The following is a 19,983-nucleotide window of genomic DNA, read 5'->3' as shown; positions in this document are numbered from 1 at the left end:
TCCTGTGTCGGAGGGATCGGATGCATCACATCCGGAACACCCCGAACCGGGTCTCGGGGATGGGCGCATTCAGCGCCGCCGACAGGCCGAGCGCGAGCACGCGGCGGGTGTCGGCGGGGTCGATGATGCCGTCGTCCCACAGTCGGGCGGTGGAATGGTAGGGGTGGCCCTGGGATTCGTACTGGGCGCGGATCGGCGCCTTGAATGCATCCTCCTCCTGCTCGCTCCACTGGCCGCCGCGGGCCTCGATCCCGTCGCGCTTGACCGTGGCCAGCACGGCGGCTGCCTGCTCGCCCCCCATCACGCTGATGCGCGCGTTCGGCCACATCCAGAGTTGCCGCGGGCCGTACGCCCGCCCGCACATTCCGTAATTGCCCGCGCCGAAGCTGCCGCCGATGATGACGGTGAACTTGGGCACCTGGGCGCAAGCCACGGCGGTGACCATCTTGGCGCCATTGCGGGCGATCCCCTCGTTCTCGGCCTTCTTGCCGATCATGAAGCCGGTGATGTTCTGCAGGAACACGAGCGGCACGCGGCGCTGGCAGCACAGCTCGATGAAATGCGCGCCCTTGACGGCGGACTCGGAAAACAAGATGCCGTTGTTGGCCACAATGCCCACCGGCATGCCCTGGATGTGGGCAAAACCGCACACCAGCGTCGCGCCATAGCGGGCCTTGAATTCGTCGAATTCGGAGCCGTCGACAATGCGCGCGATGATTTCGCGCACGTCCAGGGGTTTGCGCAGGTCGAGCGGGGCCAGGGCATGCAGCTCGTCTGCGCTGTAGGCGGGGTCGCGCGGTGTGCGCAGGTCCAGGCCCTGGCCCAGGCCCTTCTCGGCGGGGGCTGGCAGATGCCCGACGATGCGGCGGGTGATGGCCAGCGCTTCCGCGTCGTCGTGGGCAAAGTGATCGGCCACGCCCGACAAGCGCGTGTGCACGTCCGCTCCACCCAGGTCCTCGGCGCTCACCACCTCGCCGATGGCGGCTTTCACCAGCGGCGGCCCAGCCAGGAAGATGGTGCCCTGGCCCTTGACGATCACGGATTCGTCGCTCATCGCCGGCACGTAGGCACCGCCGGCGGTGCATGAGCCCATGACCACGGCAATTTGCGGGATGCCTGCGGCGCTCATGGTGGCCTGGTTGTAGAAGATGCGCCCGAAATGGTCGCGATCGGGGAAGACCTCATCCTGGTTGGGCAGGTTGGCGCCGCCGGAGTCCACGAGGTAGATGCAGGGCAAACGGTTTTCCCGGGCGATGTCCTGCGCGCGCAGGTGTTTTTTGACGGTCATCGGGTAATAGGTGCCGCCCTTGACCGTGGCGTCATTGCACACGATCACGCACTCGCGCCCGGCCACGCGGCCCATGCCCGTGATGAGGCCGGCACCCGGCGCGGCGTCGCCATACAGGCCAAGCGCCGCAAGCGCCGAGAATTCCAGGAACGGTGTGCCGGGGTCGAGCAGTTGCGCCACGCGCTCACGCGGCAGCAGCTTGCCGCGCGCGGTGTGCTTGGCGCGCGCGGCGTCGCCACCGCCCACGGCGGCCTGCTCCAGCTTGGCGCGCAAGTCATCGAGCAGCGCGCGCATGGCCTGCGCGTTGGCGGCGCAGGCGGCGCTTCGGATGTCGATACGGGATTCGATGTGGGGCATGATGGTCGGCAGGGGTCAGGCGGTGCGTTGTTCCTGCAAGCCGAGTTCCTGTTTCATCTCGTCGCGAATCTTGAACTTTTGCACCTTGCCCGTGATGGTCAGGGGAAAACTCTGCACGAAACGGATGTAGCGGGGGATCTTGTAGTGGGCAATCTGCCCGTTGCAGAACGCGCGAATGTCGCTTTCGGTGGGGGTTGTGCCCGGCTTGGGGATGATCCAGGCGCATAGCTCCTCGCCGTACTTCGGATCGGGCACGCCCACCACCTGCACGTCCTGCACCTGGGGGTGTCGGTAGAGGAATTCCTCCACCTCACGCGGATAGATGTTCTCGCCGCCGCGGATCACCATGTCCTTGATGCGCCCGACGATGTTGACATAGCCCTCGGCGTCCATCGTGGCCAGGTCGCCGGTGTGCATCCAGCCCTCAGGGTCGATGGCCTCGCGCGTCTTCGCCTCGTCACCCCAGTAGCCGTGCATTACCGAATAGCCACGGGTGCACAGCTCACCGGGGGTGCCCGGGGCACGACCGCGCCGGTTTGCGCGTCGACGATCTTGACCTCCAGATGCGGCTGCACCTGGCCGACCGTGCTCACCCGCTTGTCCAGCGGCGTGTCGGTCGAGCTTTGACAACTCACGGGCGCCGTCTCGGTCATGCCATAGGCGATGGTGATCTCTGACAGGTGCATGTCGCTGACCACGCGCTTCATCACCGCGGTGGGGCAGGGGCTGCCGGCCATGATGCCGGTGCGCAAGGTGCCCAGATCGAACTCGGCAAAGCGCGGGTGATCGAGCATGGCGATGAACATGGTGGGCACGCCGTGCAGTCCGGTGCAGGCTTCGTCCTGCACGGCTTGCAGCGTCAGCAGCGGGTCGAATGCATCGTTGGGATACACGATCGTGGCGCCGTGCGTGAGGCACGCCAGATTGCCCAGCACCATGCCGAAGCAGTGGTAGAGCGGCACGGGAATGCACAGCCTGTCGGCGGCCGTGAGTTTCATCGCCTCGCCAATGAAATAGCCGTTGTTCAGGATGTTGCTGTGCGTGAGCGTGGCGCCCTTGGGAAAGCCCGTGGTGCCGCTGGTGAACTGGATGTTGATGGGCTCCGTGGCGCTGAGCTGCGCCGCGGCCTGGGCCACCACCGGGTCGGCTGCGCTGCCTTGGGCAATCCAGTCGGCAAAACGCAGCATGCCGGCTTCCGCAGCATCACCCAGATGCACCACGAGCCGCAAGTCGGGCAGTCTCGCCGCGCGCAGCGCACCGGGTGTGCTGGCGGAGATCTCGGGCGCCAGTTCACGCAGCATCGCCAGGTAGTCGCTGGTCTTGAACCGGGTCATGGTGACGAGCGCCTTGCAGCCCACCTTGTTGAGGGCGTACTCGACCTCGGTGGTGCGGTATGCAGGATTGATGTTGACCAGGATGATGCCCACCTTGGCGGTGGCCAGTTGCATCAGCACCCACTCCACGCAGTTGTGGGCCCAGATGCCCACGCGGTCGCCCTTGCGCAAACCGCTTCGGAGCATGGCGCTTGCCAGTTGGTCGACTTCGCGGCGCAGTTCGGTGTACGACAGGTGCCGGCCCTGGTGACGGGACACCAGGGCTTCATGCGCGCCCTGGCGCTCCGCCATGGCATCGAAGAAGGCACCGAGGGTCTGGGTGAGCAGGGGCTGGCGTTGTTCGCCGCAGGCGTAGCTGGTGGTGAATACAGCGGTCATGGATGTCTCCGGGGTTGGGGTTCGCGGCGCTCGGGCGTCGTCTGCGGAACCGGATGGATGGCGTGTTGTCAAAACCGGGCCGTGAGCCAGCGGTCGATCTGGGGCAGGCGGTCCACCCCCCAGAAGGGCTCATCGTCCACCACGAAAAACGGGGCGCCGCAAACCCCGCTTTGCATCGCGCGGTCGACGTTGGCCTTGAGCTGTGCCTTGATTTGCGGCTCGTTGCACCAGCCATCAATGCGGGCCGTGTTGATGCCGAGGTCTTGCGCCACACTGTGCAGCACCTCGGGTTGGCTGATGTTCCTGCCCTGCATGAAATAGGCGCTGAACGCCGCGTGCACCCAGGGCACAGCCTGTGCGGGCAGCTCGCGCTGCAGGCCGATGAGCACGCGCGCCGCATGGTGCGTGGCGATGGGGAAGGGCGCCGGATGCTGGTACGGCACGCCGAAAAAGCGTGCCGAGCGGGGAATGTCGATGCGCGCGTAATCCCCTTTCAAAGGCTGCTCGACCAGGGGCTTGGCCCCTGTCGTGGCGAACACCGGACCAAGCAGGATCGGCACCCACTCGATGCCGCGGTCGTGCCGCTCTGCCAGCGCCTCGATCTGCGTGCTCGCAAGGTAGGAATAGGGTGAGGAAAAATCGAAAAAGAACGCGATGGGTGCCACAGGCATGACGGGTCTCCTCGGTGGGGTGGGCTCTTGTCGGTCTTGCATTACAGCGCGCGGGCGATGAGTATTTTCTGCACGTCGCTCGTGCCTTCGTAAATCTGGCATACCCGCACGTCACGCCAGATGCGCTCGACGGGGAAGTCTTCCACGTAGCCGTAGCCGCCGTGGATCTGCATCGCGTCGCTGCACACGGCCTCGGCCATCTCGCTGGCATACAGCTTGGCCATGGCCGCCTCCTTCAGGCACGGCACGCCGGCATCCTTGAGCTGGGCGGCATGCCACACCATCTGCCGCGCGGTCTCAATGCGCATGGCCATCTCCGCGAGCCTGAATTGCACCGCCTGGTGCTCGAACAGCGTGCGGCCGAAGGCACTGCGCTCGCGTGCATAGCGCAGCGCAGCCTCGAACGCCGCGCGTGCCATGCCCACGGCCTGCGAGGCAATGCCGATCCGGCCCCCTTCGAGGCCTGAGAGCGCGATTTTGTAGCCCTCGCCTTCGCGCCCGATGCGCTGGCTTGCTGGCACACGGCAGGCCTGCAGGCGAATCTGCGCCGTGTCGCTGGCCGCCTGGCCGGCCTTGTGTTCCAGGCGCTCGACGCTGTAGCCCGGCGCATCGGTGGGGACGATGAATGCGCTGATGCCGTGCTTGCCGGCTGCGCGGTCGGTTGCAGCCAGGACAATGGCGACCTGGCCGTTCTTGCCGCTGGTGATGAACTGCTTGACCCCGTCGAGCACGTAATCGTCGCCGTCCCGGCGAGCCGTGGTGCGCAGGTTCGATGCGTCGGAGCCGGCCTGCGGCTCAGTCAGCGCGAAGGCGCCGATCATGGCGCCACGCGCCACCGGCTTGAGCCAGCGCTGCTTTTGCGCGTCGCTGCCCCAGGCCAGGAGGATCGAGCACACGGGGCAGTTGTTCACACTGACCACGGTGCTGGTTGCGCCGTCGCCTGCGGCAATTTCCTCGATGGCCAGCGCCAGCGCCAGATAGTCCAGCCCGGCGCCGTCCCACGCCGTGGGCACGGCGATGCCCAGGCAACCCAGCGCCGCCAGCCCCTCCAGCGCTTCGCGGGGAAAGCGCGACTGCTGCGCCCAGCTCGCCGCGTGGGGGGCGATTTCGGCTTGCACGAAGTCGCGCACCGCGTCGCGGATCATCTGGTGGTCGGCATCAAGCAGCATGGTCAGGCGGTCTCCGGAAGTTTGGCCGTCACTTCGATTTCGATGCGCATGCGCGGATCCACCAGTCCGCAGACCTGGGCGGTGGCCGCCGGGCGCGCGCGGGCAAAGTATTCGCCGAAGAGGGGCGCCAGGCGCTCGAACAGCGCCGCGTCGGTGAGCAGGTAGCGCACGCGCACCACATCATCCAGTGTGCACCCGGCTTCGCGCAACGCGGCGTCGATGTTGCGAAAGCACTGGTGCGTCTGCGCCACCGCGTCCTCGTCGATGGTCATGCGTGCGTAGTCGAAGCCGGTCGTGCCCGACACGTGCACGTCGCGGCCGTCGACCACGGCGCGGCTGTAGCCGGCCAAGGCCTCGAAGCTGGAGCCCGAACGGATCAGCCGACGCATGGGGTGTCGTGCGTCCATGGTCGGCGCTGTGCCAGACGGGCTGCCTGGCGACTTGACATCCTCCCCGCCCTTGGCTTTCGCCACCGCTTGCGCGGGAAGGACGGGGATTCCTACGGCGCTACGCATGAGTGACCTCATACGCAGTCGCTTCGGTGGGTTCCTGCTTCGCCGAGGGGCCTGAATGCACCACCTCTCCACAGGCTGCAACGCGGTGTCCCCGCGCCAAAATATTCATCGCGCCGACCACATCGGCATGATTCGCATAGCCACACGCCACGCATCTGAACTGGGCCTGCGTGCGGCGATTGTCCGCCGCGATGTGGCCGCAGTCTGGACAGGTGCGGCTCGTGTTGTGCGGCGGCACCGCAACGAGCCATCCGCCGCTCCACTGGAGCTTGTCGTCCAGTTGCCGGCGAAACTCGGCCCAGCCCTGGTCCAGGATCGACTTGTTCAAGCCGCTCTTGGCCCGGACATTCCTGCACGGTCGCTCGGCCGTTCCCGCAGCGCTGCGCGACATGTTCCTCACCTGCAAGTCCTCGATCCACACCATCGCGTGGTTTTGGCTGATCGTGGTCGTGGCCTTGTGCAGATCGTCGCGCCGGGCATTGGCGATACGGGTGTGAAGGGTTTGAACCCTCCGTTTGGCCTTGTGCCAGTTCTTGCTGAACTGCACCTTGCGGCTCATCGCCCGCTGGTACCGCGCAAGCCGCACTGCGTGCGTCCTGAAACTGTTGAGCGGTGGCAAAAACGCACCGTCGCTGAACGTGGCGAAGCGGGCAATGCCCACGTCGATCCCGATGGCGCGGGTGGCGCTCGGGATGGGCTGCTCGACCTCACGCTCGGTCTGGATCGACACGAACCACGTGCCGCCGCTGCTCGACACCGTGACGTTGCGCACCGCGCCGAGCACATCCCGGCTGTTGCGATAGCGCAGCCACCCCAGCTTGGGCAGAGCGATGCGGCTGTTCCCCGCATCGAGCTTGATCTGCTTGGGATCGGGGTAGCGGAAGCTCGCGCCCTGGCCCTTCTTCTTGAATCGCGGAAAGTCCGCGCGCTTGGCGAAGAAATGGGTGTAGGCGCGGTCCAGATCCTTGAGCGCCTGTTGCAACGGGTGGATCGGCGCCTCCGCCAGCCAGGGCGCAACGCGCCCCGAAGGCAGCGGTGCCCCGTTGCGCCATGCCGTGAGTTCCTTGCACAGCCCGGCGTAGCCGAGCTTTTGCTCGCCCCGCTCGTGGCGGGTCTTTTGCAACGCCAGCGCCTCATTGAACACGACCCGGCACGAGCCCGCGAAGCGGCGCATCTGGCGCTGCTGTTCGCCGGTCGCCATGAGTTCGTACTTGAAGGCTTGGAGTCGCTTCATGACTGGGTGAATATACAGCGCATACGGCGTCACTTCAAGCAAAGATGGATGCCTGTGGCATCGGCCCTGTCCTTCCCCGCACTGAAGGACCGGGCCTGTCGCGCATCGGGTCACAGAAGCTCCACGGCCATGGCCGTGGCTTCGCCGCCGCCAATGCACAAGGCGGCCACGCCCTTTTTAAGGCCCCTCGTGCGCAGCGCGCCCAGCAGCGTGACGACGATGCGCGCACCGCTGGCGCCGATCGGATGACCCAGTGCGACCGCCCCGCCGTGCACATTGACGATGTCGTGCGGCAGGCTGAATTCGTGCATGGCTGCCATGGTCACGGCGGCAAAGGCCTCGTTGACCTCCCACAGATCGACATCCTTGGCCTGCCATTCGGCCTTGCCCAGCACCTTGTGGATGGCGCCCACGGGTGCCGTGGTGAACCACTCGGGCGCCTGCGCGTGCACCGCGTGCGCTGCGATGCGCGCAAGGGGCGTGCAACCCAGGCGCTGCGCCGTGGACTGGCGCATCAACACGAGCGCGGCGGCGCCATCGGAAATGCTCGAGGAGGTGGCCGCTGTGATGCTGCCGTCCTTCTTGAAGGCCGGCTTGAGCCCCGGAATCTTGTCCAGCTTGGCCTTGAATGGCTGCTCGTCGCGGCTGATCTGCACATCGCCGCCGCGCCCAGCCACCGTCACGGGCGCCATCTCCCAGTTGAAGCTGCCATCCTCGTTGGCCTTTTTGCTGCGCTCGGTGGAGGCAATGGCGAAGGCGTCCATGGCTTCGCGCGTGAAGCTGTATTTCGCCACGCAGCTCTCGGCGAACACGCCCATGGCCTTGCCGCGGTCGTAGGCGTCTTCCAGGCCGTCCAGGGCCATGTGATCGTAGAACTGCGTCAGTCCGTACTTGACCCCCTTGCGCACGAAAGCCAGGTGCGGCGCGTTGGTCATGCTCTCCATGCCGCCGGCCACCAGCACGGAGGCCGAGCCCACGCTCAGCATGTCATGGGCGAACATCATGGCGCGCATGCCCGAGCCGCACATCTTGGACAGGGTCACGGCACCGGCCGACTGCGGAAGGCCCGCGGCAAGCGCGGCCTGGCGTGCCGGAGCCTGGCCCTGCCCGGCCATGAGGCAGTTGCCCATGAGGACTTCATCCACCGCGTCGCTCGCGACTCCCGAGCGCTGCACCGCGGCGCGAATGGCCGCAGCGCCGAGCTGCCAGGCAGGAACGGACGCGAAGTCGCCGAGCAGGCCGCCGATGGGCGTGCGCGCGGCGGAAACAATGACAATGGGATCGGCATTCATGAGACCTCCAGAAGGGTTGTGGGTTGTAAGGATCCTGGCGAGGATGGAGCCGGTGCGCCAGCCTGGCTGGGCCCGGACTCGCCGTCGGATGGGGAAGGTGACGCGTGCGCCGCGCCATGGATGAAGCGTCGGCTCGTGTCATAGGGAAAGACGTCGAACACATGGCCTTCACGCGTGCGCTGCTGCTGCGCCTGCCAGTAGGCGGCGTCGAGCAGGTCGGCATGGTGGCGCATGAAGACCGCGCGCACCTGGGGGTTGCCAAGCAGGAAGGTGCCGAAAGTTTCCGGGAAGATATCGTGGGCACCGACGGGATACCAGGGTTCGGCCGCCATTTCGTCCTCCTCGCAGCGAGCGGGCGGGACGCGGCGGAAATTGCAGTCGGTCATGTACTCGATTTCGTCGTAGTCGTAGAACACGACCTTGCCGTGACGCGTGATGCCGAAGTTCTTCCACAGCATGTCGCCGGGGAAGATGTTGGCCGCTACCAGATCCTTGATGGCGTTGCCGTAATCGATCACCGCGGCTTCGAGCTGCCCGGGCGTGGCTTCCTGCAGGTAGATGTTGAGCGGAATCATGCGTCGCTCGATGTAGCAGTGGCGGATGACCAGCAGGTTGCCGTCCTCTTCCAGTTGCGAGGCGCAGGTGGCCTTGAGCTCGGCGACGAGCTCGGGGTCGAAACGCTCGCGCGGAAAGGCCACGTTGGAATACTCCAGCGTGTCGGCCATGCGCCCCACGCGGTCATGCTGCTTGACCAGCAGATACTTGGCCTTGATCTTCTCGCGCGTGGTGTCCTTGGGTGCGGGGTAGAAGTCGCGGATGACCTTGAAGACAAAGGGAAACGAGGGCAGGGTGAACACCAGCATCACCATGCCCCTGATGCCGGGCGCCGTGGTGAAGCGGTCGCTTGAATGCCGCAGGTGGTAGAGGAAGTCCCGGTAGAACAGGGTCTTGCCTTGCTTGGCCAGGCCCAGCGCGCTGTACAGCTCCGAGCGCGGCTTGCGCGGCATGAGGCTGCGCAGGAACTGCACGTAGGCCGAGGGCACGGCCATGTCCACCATGAAATAGGCGCGGGCAAACGAGAACACCAGCAGCAGGTCGTCCTCATGCAGCAGCGCGGTGTCGATGATGAGCTGGCCGCGCTCGTTGTGCAGGATGGGCAGGGTCAGGGGAAATTCCCAGAAGCCGTTGATGATCCGGCCCACCACGTAGGCGCCCTTGTTGCGGTAGAAGAGGGATGACAGGACCTGGATCTGGAAGTTGCTGCGCAGCCGCGCGCCTTGCAGACGCTGCTGCACGGCCTGGAGCACGAGCCCGATGTCGCGCTCCAGGTCCTCGAACGGGCGCTGGAGCTGAAAATTGTGGATGATGCGCGTGAGCGTCTCGCGCAGGCTGTCGTGCGTGGGGTAGTAGGCGCGGAAGGTAGGTTGCGCAGCCGGTTCGTCGTACTCGATGTACTCGGTGGAGATGGCCGGGCGCACGAACAGGATGTCGTTGTGGAAATGCCGGCGGTGCAGGATCTTCGTCGTGACCGAGTTGAAAAACGTCTCCGCAAGCTCGGGCTGCAGGTGGTTGGTCAGCAAACCGATGTAGTGCAGTTTGGCCTGGTGCCAGATTTCGGTGTCCAGGTGCCCCGCGTCAAACTCGGTCTGCAGCCGCTCGGTGGCCTCGTCCACCCGCGTGTCGTAAAACGCGATGCGTTCGCGCTGCGCGCGTTGCTGCCCGGCCCAGTCAGCGGCCTCGAAGCGTGCCTTGGCCTCGCGGCTGACTTCGCGAAACAGTCGGTAATGCTTGTTGAAGCCGTCGAGCATGGCGCGCGCGATGGCGAAAGCCACCTGCGAGTCCAGGCGGGGAGGAAACTGGTTCATCGGGCGCTCGCTCGGGAACACGGAGCTGCCCACTTTACCTCCGGCGCGCGACCCCGAACAGGGCGGGCCGGGATGCGCGCGAGCCGCACGCGTGCTAGGCTCGTTTTCCGTTCGCGGCCGCCGTGTCGCGTGCCGGCGCCCAACCATGCATCACGCATCGTGCATGATCGAGGCGTCGCGCTCCCAACCGTCCACGTTTCAGGAGACGCTTCATGCCCGGATTGCTCCCCACTGTCGACCCCGAGGGCCTGCTGGAATATTCCGTGGTCTACACGGACCGCGCGCTCAACCACATGGCCCGCCGTTTCCAGCGCGCGATGGTCGATCTGTCGTCCATGCTGAAGGAGGCCTATGCGGCTGACGCGGCGGTCATCGTGCCTGGCAGCGGGACCTTCGCGATGGAGGCGGTGGCCCGGCAGTTCGTGCAGGGCGCGCCGGTGGTCGTGGTGCGCAACGGCTGGTTCAGCTACCGCTGGTCGCAGATCATCGAAGCCGGCAAGCTCACCCAGCACATGACCGTGCTCAAGGCGCAGCGAACGGCCGACGACGCCGAAGCCCCCTTCGCGCCGGCACCGATCGACGACGTCGTGGCCGCGATCCGGCGCGACAAGCCCGCGGTCGTGTTCGCCCCGCACGTGGAAACGTCCGCCGGGATGATTCTTCCCGACGACTATCTGAAGGCCTTGGCGGACGCGGCGCACGCGGTGGGCGCCTTGTTCGTGCTCGACTGCATCGCCTCGGGCGCGATGTGGGTGGACATGAAAGCGCTCGGCGTGGACGTGCTCGTCTCGGCCCCGCAAAAGGGCTGGAGCGGCACCCCATGTGCGGGCTTTGCCATGCTCAGCAGCCGCGCGCTCGAGCGGCTGGCTGCCACGCAAAGCGACAGTTTTTCCTGTGATCTGAAGAAATGGCACCAGATCATGCAGGCGTATGAAGGCGGTGGCCACGCTTACCACGCCACGATGCCCACCGACGCGCTGGTGCAGGTGCGCGACGTGATGCAGGAGGCCTTTGCGTTCGGTTTGCCCGCGCTCAAAGCCGCGCAAATCGAACTGGGCACCAAGGTGCGCGCCTCCCTGGCTCGCCGCGGCGTCAAGAGTGTGGCCGCCGCTGGCTTTCAGTCGCCGGGCGTCGTGGTCAGCTACACGCGGGATGCCGAGATTCAGAATACGAAGAAGTTTGTCGCCGCCGGGGTGCAGATTGCCGCCGGTGTTCCGCTGGCATGCGACGAAGGGCCGGACTTCAAGACGTTCCGCATCGGCCTCTTCGGCCTGGATAAATGGAAGGACGTGCCCGGCGCCGTGGCGCGCATCGACGCAGCCTTCGACGCCGTGGGCCTGAAGCTTCTTGCGCAGGCACAGCCTCAACACGCCTGAGCGAGCGGGAGTCACCTGCCGCGCCTTGGCGGCAGGTGCAGCAAGCCGGGGCCGGCCCATGCGCATCACCGCGTCTCCGCAAACAGCTCCCGGCCGATGAGCATGCGGCGGATCTCCGAGGTGCCAGCGCCAATCTCATACAGCTTGGCATCGCGCCACAGGCGCCCCAGCGGATAGTCGTTGATGTAGCCGTTGCCGCCGAAGACCTGGATGCCTTCGCCGGCCATCCAGGTGGCTTTTTCGGCGCACCACAGGATCACCGCCGCGCAGTCCTTGCGCACCTGGCGGCTGTGGCCATCGCCGAGGGCGTCCAGATTCTTGCCCACGGTGTACAGCAGGCTGCGCGCGGCTTGCAGCACGGTGTACATGTCGGCGAGCTTGCCCTGGATGAGCTGGAATTCGCCAATGGCCTGGCCGAACTGCCTGCGCTCATGCACGTAGGGCACGACGCTGTCCATCACGGCCTGCATGATGCCCACGGGGCCGCCGGCCAGAACCGCGCGCTCGTAGTCCAGTCCGCTCATCAGCACCTTCGCACCTGCGCCCACGGTGCCGAGGACGCTTTCGGCCGGAACCTCCACGTCCTGGAACACGAGCTCCCCGGTATGGCTGCCGCGCATGCCGAGCTTGTCGAGCTTTTGCGCCACTGAAAAGCCCTTGAACCCCTTTTCGACGATGAAGGCCGTGATGCCTTTGCTGCCCGCTTGCGGGTCGGTTTTGGCGTAGACCACCAGGACGTCGGCATCCGGCCCATTGGTGATCCACATTTTCGTGCCGCTGAGCACGTAGCGATCGCCCTTTTTGTCGGCGCGCAGCTTCATGCTCACCACGTCCGATCCCGCACCGGGTTCGCTCATCGCAAGCGCCCCGACGTGCTCGCCGGAAAGCAGCCTGGGCAGATAGCGGCGCTTTTGATCTGCATTGCCATTGCGACGGACCTGGTTGACGCACAGGTTCGAGTGCGCGCCATAGCTCAACGCCACGGAGGCGCTGGCGCGGGAGATTTCCTCCATCGCAACCATATGGGCCAGATAGCCCATGCCGCTGCCGCCATCCGACTCGGGCACGGTGACCCCCAGCAGACCGAGCGCGCCGAACTTGCGCCACAGGTCCATCGGGAACTGGTCGCTGCGGTCGATCTCGGCGGCGCGCGGAGCAATCTCCGCCTGGGCGAAGTCGCGCACGGCTTCGCGCAGCGCGCCGATGTCCTCACCAAGTTGAAAATCCAGTCCGGGCAGGTTCATGGCAGTGTCTCCTTGTCATCATTGTGTCGGGATGCGTTCGGCATTGACGGGCCGGATGCAGTCAATAGGTCTTGGGCACAGGAACAATGGTTTGCTGCATGGTGGCGCAGTGGGTCTCGTGGCCATCGGCGTCGCGGTGGAACACGTCGGCCGTGGTCACGATGATGCGCTTGCCGGCGCGAATCACCCGTCCCCGGGCAACCAGTTCCCCACCCGCGCACGCTGCAAGAAAATTGATCTTGTACTCCACGGTGGTGACTTCCACGCCCTCGGGGGCGACCGTCATGGCGGCGTACCCCCCGGCGATATCGGCGAGCGCTCCCATGGCTCCACCGTGAAAGCTGCCCTGTTGCTGCGTCACGCGCTCGGAGTGGGGCAGCCGAACTTCGGCAGCGCCGTGCTCCAGCGCGGTGAGGCTCGCGCCCCAGTGGTGCATCAGCCCTTGCCGCGCAAAGCTTGTCCGAACGGCCGCGTCCCGGGCGGCGGAGAGCCCCGTGCCTGGCTTGGGATGGTGGTTTGCAGAGGGCGTTGGCATGGAGGAGCAACTCGCAGGCGGATGGTTCGATATCAAAGTGACGTTTACGTTAACGTCAATCATAGCAAGGCGTTGCAATGATCGGGCATTCAGCTGTCGCGGCGGATGTGTTGTTGGAGCAGCGCGCGTGCCTCGGCCTCGTAGCTGCTGATCTCGTCCAGCGTGGCTTGCAGGTCCGCCATGCGTTCTTCGATGTCGTGTCGGTGCGCAGCCAGCACATCCAGATACCGGCGCAGCTGGGGTGCGGTGTCGCGGGGCGACTCGTACATCAAGACCAATTCACGGATCTCGGCCAGACTCAGGCCCAGGCGCTTGCCACGCTGCGTGAGTTTGAGGCGTGTGCGATCGCCCTGGGAGTACACGCGCTTGCGCCCTTCGCGCAAGGGTGCGAGGAGCCCGGCCTCTTCATAAAAGCGGATTGCGCGTGCCGTGAGATCGAACTCACGAGCCAGCTCGGTGATCGTGTAGCGGTTCTTGGTGGATTCGGCCATGCCCAGAGCGCTGAGTTTGGTGAACGTTGATTAACCTATACGTCAAGTGTAGCCAGCCTGGCCTCGCGCGAATGCTGCTCTGCCGAGGGCGCCGGGCATGCACAATCGGGCGATTGTTCATGGCTTACCAACCCACCAAAGAGGCCACGCATGTCGCAGCCGACAACCCTCATCACCCGCGAGCACTACACGGCCGCATACGACAACGCCGCGGCCGTGCCGAATGCGGAGCAACTTCTCAACGGCTTTTTCGAGCGTAGTCGCGACGTTTATGCGCACCATGCTTGCAAGCGCAACCTCCGCTACGGTCCGCGCCCCAGGCAGGTTTTTGACTGGTTTGACGCAAACGGCCTGTGGCGGGAGGGCACGGACGCGCCAGTCCTTGTCTTTCTCCACGGAGGCTATTGGCAGTGGCGAAGCAAGGAGGATTTTGCGTGCGTCGCGGCAGGTGCCTTGGCAGCAGGCATGCATGTGGTTCTGGCCGAATACACCCTCGCGCCCCAGGCCAGCATGTCGCAGATCGTGGCCGAAATCGGCTGTCTTCTCGACGGGCTCCAGACCCATCCCACACTTGGGCAAAAACCCGGCGAGGCGCCGCGCATTGTCCTTGCCGGACACTCAGCGGGTGGCCATTTAGCCGCGATGCACCGCCAACATCCGGCAGTGGCCGGCGTGCTGAGCGTCAGTGGCCTGTTTGACCTGGGGCCCATCGCCCGCGGGGCGCTCAATGATGCGCTTCAGCTGACAGACGCAGAGGTGGCTTCCTGCAGCCCCAGGCTGCGCATCGGCACTGGCGCAACGACCGTTGTGGCCGTGGGTGGGGCAGAATTGCCCGAATTTCAGCGTCAGAGCGCCGAGTACGCTGCTGCATTGGAGGCAGTCAGTGAATCCGTCCAATTCGCCGTTCTGCCGTGGCGCAATCACTTCGACATTTTGAGTGACCTTGAACAACCGGACGGCGCACTGCTGAAGGCGGCCATCGAACTCGCTGCGGACACAGGCCGTTGCGCCTGAGATGCTGGGGTCGTTCGCCGAGCGCGCGGGGCATTATGCCAAGGATCCAAGGTTTCGCGGGCCATTCCCGAGCCCAATCGGTGAGGGTGCTAGGTCAGTTTGCGATCGATGTGGCGCGATTTGGTCTTGGGCGGGTTTGAGCCCTCACGAGTCCGACTGGCGGCTTGAGCGCGCATCCGGCGCAGGCGTTCAGGGGGACTATCTGCCGTGCATCGGCGTAGGCTTTGGCGGATCCAAACCCGTTGGAATCCAGAAGGCTCGAAATAATTGCTGATCGCCGGCGATGGCCCTGCTTCGCTTTCAGTGCTCCCTTGCCGTCGGGCAAGGAGCCACGGTGAATCGCCTACACCACGATCTGGATTGCGCCGAGTTTGGCACGGTGAGACATGGCACGCGATATGCTTTGTCAACGGTGAACAAGTTGGCTTGTTCAGTCATCTCCGGGACTTTGGCCCGCCGTAAGGCGGGCTTTTTATTGCTATGGGTAGCAGTGCTTGGATGGCATCGCAATTACATTGACGTTTTTTTCGAGAAATCGACAAAATTCGTCACTAGCCTGCCCTCAATTGGCATCCAGACCCCGCGGCTCAGCGTAATTGTGTGAAGCAGTTCACGAAAATCGGCAAATCGCAAGCTGGCATGCAAGCTGCTAACTAACGATCACCCCAAGGGGGGACTGCTTTCAACCCAGCCGCGGCCCGGCGCTGGCTTTCTTGATTTTGGCGCATGGGCCACGCCGTTCAAACCCAGGAGCATTTCATGAAGAAGCAAATCCAACAGGGTTTCACCCTGATTGAATTGATGATCGTTGTGGCGATCATCGGCATTTTGGCGGCGATCGCGATTCCGCAGTACAGCAACTACACGAGTCGCGCTCACGCTGCAGCCACCATGTCCGAGCTTGATCCGCTCAAGACGGCCTTAGGTATATGCGCGCAGACTACAGGGACCTTGTCGGCTTGCGGGACACAAGGTCAGAATGGCGTTCCTACGATCACAGCGTCAGCGAACTTAATTACACCTACACTTACCGCTCCTGCTGCGGGTACAAACACGGGTCTTGTCATTAACGCGAGTAGCTTGGCCACGGATACCAAGGGCAACAATTTGACGGTGGTTGACACTGCCACCATGGGTCAAACGGCGATGACATGGAATAATACCGGAACTATCTGCGATGGTGGGTCGCGCGGCATGGCCTCTGGGCAAGGCGACTGCCATAAGTAAATGCCATAATAGCAGTGTATTTTCGACGTGTTAAAAATCCCACTATGGACATCCAAGTGGGATTTTCCGCATGGCTCTTGCGCCTGACGGGTTACACAGGGGAGCCCACGGATCTTTTGCCTTGGCCGTGGGCAGAGCGGACCTTGTTGTACGCCGGCCTCTCGGGATTTTTCCTCCTCGCTTGCCTCCCGCCGCTTGCGTGGAATCATGCAGGCCCGCTATCAAGCTGGCAAGGTGAATTCTTCGCAGCACTTAGCGGATTACTTGCTTGCACACCGCTTCTTCGTAGTGCTGCGTGGCGCGAACTGCGACTGTCTTCGATATTTCTCGCTCCCTTGCTGCTCGCCATAGTCGCTGGGGTGCAACTTCTGACCCATCATGCCGCACTCCGCAGCGGCGCGCTGCTCACGATCCTGGAGATGGTGTGGGCGACGCTGCTGATGCTCTCGGCGCAGGCTTTGGTGGGCCAGGGCAAAGCGGATTTGTTCGCAAAGGCACTTGCTTGCGGACTGCTCGTTGCTGGCATGATCGGTGGATTTATCGGCTGGATTCAGGTTCAAGAATATGCCGTGTTCAGGCACATTCCAGTACTCTATTCAGCGAGTGGAGTTGCAGTTGGACTGCTCGCACAACGCAACTTATTCGCTGACCTGCAGACGCTTGCTCTATTTTCGGCACTGCTTTTGGTTGCCCTGTTTCCATTAAGCGTACGCAGATTCGCTCCGGTATTGGCATTTGTGTTTGTCTGTGGCTTGCTGCTTGTTAGTATCGTGGAGTCGACTTCTTATGCAGCTCTTGGCTATCTCGCTTTTGGCGTGATCTATTTTGGAATGTCTATGATGATGCGTCGCGATGCGAGCATGATCAAAGATTCTAATCGCTCAAACAAACGCCTTGGCACTTTGGTGGCCGGCGTGACCGTATGCGTATTCCTGGCCTTTAGTTTTCATGGAAAGGCAGATTCTCCATCCGGGCACGCCTTCGCGGGGCCCATTTTGCGTACTCTTTGGATGGAGGCATTGCGGCTTATGGCGCACCGTCCTCTATCCGGCGTCGGCATTGGCGGCACAGCGCTTGCTTTTTTCCATTTTGCCGGGAGCCTTCCAGACACACCTGCCTATGCCGCATTCCATAATCAGGGCTGGAACAACGTCCATAACCTTCCCCTTCAACTCGGGCTAGAATTCGGGGTTGCTGGGCTTGTTGCCGTGCTTATACTCGCTGCTTGGGGTATAGTCACTGCTTGGCGAGCCCTTCGTTCGGGTGAGACTTGGCAGATCTGGGCTACAGGATGCCTAGGTGTTGTCGGCATGCACAGCATGGTGGAGTATCCGCTTTGGACGCTGCCATTCCTCGGACTCTTTGCCTCGCTGCTCGGGGCTCTCTCGGTGCGCATGGGAGAAAGCCGGGATTGGTCGCCGTCTTGGCGGAAAGGAGTCCGTCTGGGCGTGCTGTCCAGCGTGGGGCCGATCGCTGCATTTGCAGCGCTTTGTGTTTTGTTAAGCGCGGCGCTACAAATGCGAATGGAAATGCAGGTTTTTCAGGAGGACTGGCGGACACCAATAAATATTCGTGACACGCGGGCAATTGCTGCAAGAATGTCAACCTTGCAAGGATTTTTGTCCGCGAAAACCTGGGGTCAGCGCATCCTGCGTCCAGTTGCACGTGTGGAGCAGTCCAACATTCCTGTGGTATTCCTCATGTCAGAAACTTGGGCGCCTCGCTTAAGGGAAAATACTCACCTAATGTTCTACAGGCCGATCGGAGACGTCCCGATTACCCAAGTTGAATTGCTGGCCCTTGTTGGAGATGAAGATCGGGCACGCCGTCTTCTCGGCGAGGCGATCTCAGCCAATCCAGGAATCGCACCAGATGCGGGCCGCATTTTCAATGCACTGGCTCATCGGGGCTTTTCACAATTTTCAGCCCTTGCCGGTACTTGCAGGAGCGCTTCTTATGTCTCGAAATAAGAAGGGCGGCTTCACGCTCATCGAGCTAATGATCGTCGTCGCGGTCATCAGCATCCTTACGGCCATCGCGATTCCAATGTATGGCGATTACACGAGCAGGGCGGAGGCGGCTGCAACCCAGACCGAACTCGCCTCCCTCAAACTCGCAGTGAGTTCATGCATCGCTAGCAAAGGGACACTAACTGGGTGCAACACTGGTACGAACGGCATACCGGTGGCAACCCCAACCGGAGGGTTCGTGGGGCTGCCGAGCGTCGCGAACGGCTTAATTAAGGGTACTAGCCGTGCTACCGATTCGCACGGGAATAAACTTCAGTTTAGCGACTCTCCGTCGATGGGTGGAAACACTGCTGCGGTTTGGTCGATGACTGGCACTCTTTGTAATTCTGCGCGAGGCCTCACCCCAGGCCAAAGCGATTGTCCCTGAGTCAAGGATTCTCTGATGGCGACTTCTTCTCTTTCCTTGAGGCGCAAAGGCCCTGTTGGCGAGGCACTTTTTGCTTGGGAGGGTATGGACCGCAACCGCCATAAGCAGGTTGGGGAGATGCGGGCGGCCTCCGTCAATGTCGTGACCGCTTCTTTGCGGCGGCAAGGCATCACCATCACCAAGGTCAGCAAGAAAAGGCTTAGACGCGGCAAGACCATCAATCTGAAAGATTTGATGACCTTTAGCCGCCAGCTCACTGCGATGCTCAAGGCGGGCGTGCCGCTGGTGCAGTCTCTCTCAATTGTGGGTAGCAGTCACCCTAACCCATCCATGGGCGCAATGGTCCTCGCCATTCGCGACGATCTCGAAACGGGAACGAGTTTCTCGAACGCGCTGCGCAAGTATCCGCGTCATTTCAATGCGCTTTATTGCGACTTGGTGGCCGCGGGCGAAAACTCGGGCACGCTTGAGGTCGTGATCAATCGATTGGCAACCTACCAGGAGAAAACCTACGAGATTCGCAAGAAGATCAAGGGTGCCCTGACCTACCCGATTGCGGTGATCATCGTTGCGGCTGTTGTTGTAACTGTCATCATGCTTTTCGTGGTGCCCGTTTTTGCTAAAACCTTTGAATCGTTCGGCGCCACCTTGCCGGCGCCCACATTAGCGGTCATCGCGATCTCCAATTTTTTCGTGCACGATTGGTACATCTTGCTCGCGATCGTTGGCGGGGGTGGCTATTTTGGCTTTAACGCGTGGAAGCGGTCGGCAAAAGTGCAAGCAGCCGTCGACAGGTGGTTGCTCAAGATGCCGGTCTTTGGGAATCTGATTGAGAAGGGTGCGCTGGCCCGCTGGTCGCGCACGCTTGCCACCATGTTCGCCGCAGGCGTTCCCATGGTGGACGCGATGGATGCTGTTGCGGGCGCGGCGGGCAACGACGTTTTTCGCAAAGCCACGCTTGCGATCCAGTCCGAGATCACCACAGGCACATCCATGGCGGTTGCCATGCAGTCCACGGGTGTATTCCCGCCGCTCATGCTTCAGATGACCCAGATTGGCGAAGAGACGGGTTCGATGGACGACATGATGAGCAAGGTCGCCGATTTCTACGAGTCGGAGGTGGACGAGATTGCCAAGAATCTATCTGCCTTGATGGAACCAATGATCATCTCCATTCTCGGCATCTTGATTGGCGGACTGGTCATCGCGCTGTACCTGCCCATCTTCAAGCTTGGTGCGGTCGTCAAGTGACTGCCACACCGCCGCAATTCGCCGATTCGGGGACGCCTCACCCCAGATCGACTGAGGCCTAGCCCAGTTTGTGTGGCCACCATGGCAATCAAATCCGAAAGGCGCTCCATGTGGAGTTTGAGGCGTCGTGCTGTAACTGGGGTCTGCGGAGCAATCCCCGCTTTCGCGCGGATTGCGATGGAAATTTAAAACGGCGCGGACATGCGAATGCACGCTAGGGCGACCGTGTGCGACCCGCCCTGGAGAACCCGTCATGATGGGCGCGTGGCGAAAAGGCAAAGCGGAGTGACTCCTTACAACGCCGTGATGCACCGTTTGTCGGACGAAATCTACCGCCCATCCCGA

At 63.1% G+C, this 19,983-nt stretch carries 16 protein-coding genes and 1 pseudogene; 6 read left to right on the top strand and 11 right to left on the bottom strand.

Annotated elements, in window-relative coordinates:
• Positions 1-25: 25 nt before the first annotated feature.
• From CD04_RS0111870 to aceK, 8 genes and pseudogenes are all read right to left on the bottom strand, one after another.
• Positions 26-1,645, bottom strand: coding sequence for a carboxyl transferase domain-containing protein (locus CD04_RS0111870; protein ID WP_031407051.1), 1,620 nt, complete (start codon positions 1,643-1,645; stop codon positions 26-28).
• A gap of 15 nt (positions 1,646-1,660) precedes the next feature.
• Positions 1,661-3,357 (bottom strand): annotated as a pseudogene (locus tag CD04_RS21800) (AMP-binding protein).
• A 68-nt stretch (positions 3,358-3,425) separates the two neighbouring features.
• Positions 3,426-4,028, bottom strand: coding sequence for a 2-hydroxychromene-2-carboxylate isomerase (locus CD04_RS0111860; RefSeq protein ID WP_031407049.1), 603 nt, complete (start codon positions 4,026-4,028; stop codon positions 3,426-3,428).
• Between the two features lie 41 nt (positions 4,029-4,069).
• A complete protein-coding gene (locus CD04_RS0111855; RefSeq protein WP_031407047.1) occupies positions 4,070-5,197 on the bottom strand; it encodes an acyl-CoA dehydrogenase family protein in 1,128 nt (375 codons plus the stop codon).
• Between the two features lie 2 nt (positions 5,198-5,199).
• A complete protein-coding gene (locus tag CD04_RS0111850) occupies positions 5,200-5,712 on the bottom strand; it encodes a RidA family protein (RefSeq protein ID WP_231480561.1) in 513 nt (170 codons plus the stop codon).
• Positions 5,705-6,946, bottom strand: coding sequence for an RNA-guided endonuclease TnpB family protein (locus tag CD04_RS0111845; protein ID WP_038168305.1), 1,242 nt, complete (start codon positions 6,944-6,946; stop codon positions 5,705-5,707). Before CD04_RS0111845 ends, CD04_RS0111850 begins: the two co-directional genes overlap by 8 nt.
• 110 nt (positions 6,947-7,056) lie before the next feature.
• Complete coding sequence (locus CD04_RS0111840; protein WP_031407042.1) at positions 7,057-8,238, bottom strand: acetyl-CoA C-acyltransferase; 1,182 nt, start codon at positions 8,236-8,238, stop codon at positions 7,057-7,059.
• On the bottom strand, positions 8,235-10,103 hold the full coding sequence (aceK, locus tag CD04_RS0111835) for a bifunctional isocitrate dehydrogenase kinase/phosphatase (protein ID WP_081857912.1): 1,869 nt from the start codon (positions 10,101-10,103) through the stop codon (positions 8,235-8,237). The genes CD04_RS0111840 and aceK overlap by 4 nt, the downstream gene beginning before the upstream one ends.
• A gap of 212 nt (positions 10,104-10,315) precedes the next feature.
• Here aceK and CD04_RS0111830 point away from each other — a divergent pair, with 212 nt between their 5' ends.
• Positions 10,316-11,479, top strand: coding sequence for an aminotransferase class V-fold PLP-dependent enzyme (locus CD04_RS0111830; RefSeq protein WP_031407038.1), 1,164 nt, complete (start codon positions 10,316-10,318; stop codon positions 11,477-11,479).
• A gap of 65 nt (positions 11,480-11,544) precedes the next feature.
• Here CD04_RS0111830 and CD04_RS0111825 read toward each other — a convergent pair whose 3' ends face one another.
• The 3 genes from CD04_RS0111825 to CD04_RS0111815 all read right to left on the bottom strand — a co-directional run bounded on the left by CD04_RS0111825 (position 11,545) and on the right by CD04_RS0111815 (position 13,749).
• Positions 11,545-12,723 carry an isovaleryl-CoA dehydrogenase gene (locus CD04_RS0111825; protein ID WP_031407036.1) on the bottom strand — a complete coding sequence of 393 codons (1,179 nt, stop codon included), beginning with the start codon at positions 12,721-12,723 and terminating at the stop codon, positions 11,545-11,547.
• 61 nt (positions 12,724-12,784) lie between these two features.
• Positions 12,785-13,258: a PaaI family thioesterase gene (locus tag CD04_RS0111820; protein WP_051849136.1), complete on the bottom strand. Its 474-nt coding sequence runs from the start codon at positions 13,256-13,258 to the stop codon at positions 12,785-12,787.
• 89 nt (positions 13,259-13,347) lie between these two features.
• Positions 13,348-13,749 carry a MerR family DNA-binding transcriptional regulator gene (locus tag CD04_RS0111815; RefSeq protein WP_031407031.1) on the bottom strand — a complete coding sequence of 134 codons (402 nt, stop codon included), beginning with the start codon at positions 13,747-13,749 and terminating at the stop codon, positions 13,348-13,350.
• Between the two features lie 150 nt (positions 13,750-13,899).
• Here CD04_RS0111815 and CD04_RS0111810 point away from each other — a divergent pair, with 150 nt between their 5' ends.
• The 5 genes from CD04_RS0111810 to CD04_RS0111785 all read left to right on the top strand — a co-directional run bounded on the left by CD04_RS0111810 (position 13,900) and on the right by CD04_RS0111785 (position 19,638).
• Entirely contained in the window at positions 13,900-14,763 is an 864-nt protein-coding gene (locus tag CD04_RS0111810; protein ID WP_031407029.1) for an alpha/beta hydrolase, read from the top strand.
• A 759-nt stretch (positions 14,764-15,522) separates the two neighbouring features.
• Positions 15,523-15,990, top strand: a complete 468-nt coding sequence (locus tag CD04_RS25110; protein WP_031407025.1) for a prepilin-type N-terminal cleavage/methylation domain-containing protein — start codon at positions 15,523-15,525, stop codon at positions 15,988-15,990.
• A 44-nt stretch (positions 15,991-16,034) separates the two neighbouring features.
• Positions 16,035-17,960, top strand: coding sequence for a PglL family O-oligosaccharyltransferase (locus CD04_RS0111795; RefSeq protein ID WP_031407023.1), 1,926 nt, complete (start codon positions 16,035-16,037; stop codon positions 17,958-17,960).
• Positions 17,863-18,387, top strand: coding sequence for a prepilin-type N-terminal cleavage/methylation domain-containing protein (locus CD04_RS25105; RefSeq protein ID WP_369792800.1), 525 nt, complete (start codon positions 17,863-17,865; stop codon positions 18,385-18,387). Before CD04_RS0111795 ends, CD04_RS25105 begins: the two co-directional genes overlap by 98 nt.
• Before the next feature lie 15 nt (positions 18,388-18,402).
• Positions 18,403-19,638: a type II secretion system F family protein gene (locus CD04_RS0111785; RefSeq protein ID WP_031407018.1), complete on the top strand. Its 1,236-nt coding sequence runs from the start codon at positions 18,403-18,405 to the stop codon at positions 19,636-19,638.
• The last annotated feature ends 345 nt before the right edge of the window (positions 19,639-19,983 follow it).

Source organism: Thiomonas sp. FB-Cd (assembly GCF_000733775.1).
GTDB lineage: Bacteria > Pseudomonadota > Gammaproteobacteria > Burkholderiales > Burkholderiaceae_C > Thiomonas_A.
This window is presented reverse-complemented; position numbering and strand designations above follow the sequence as displayed.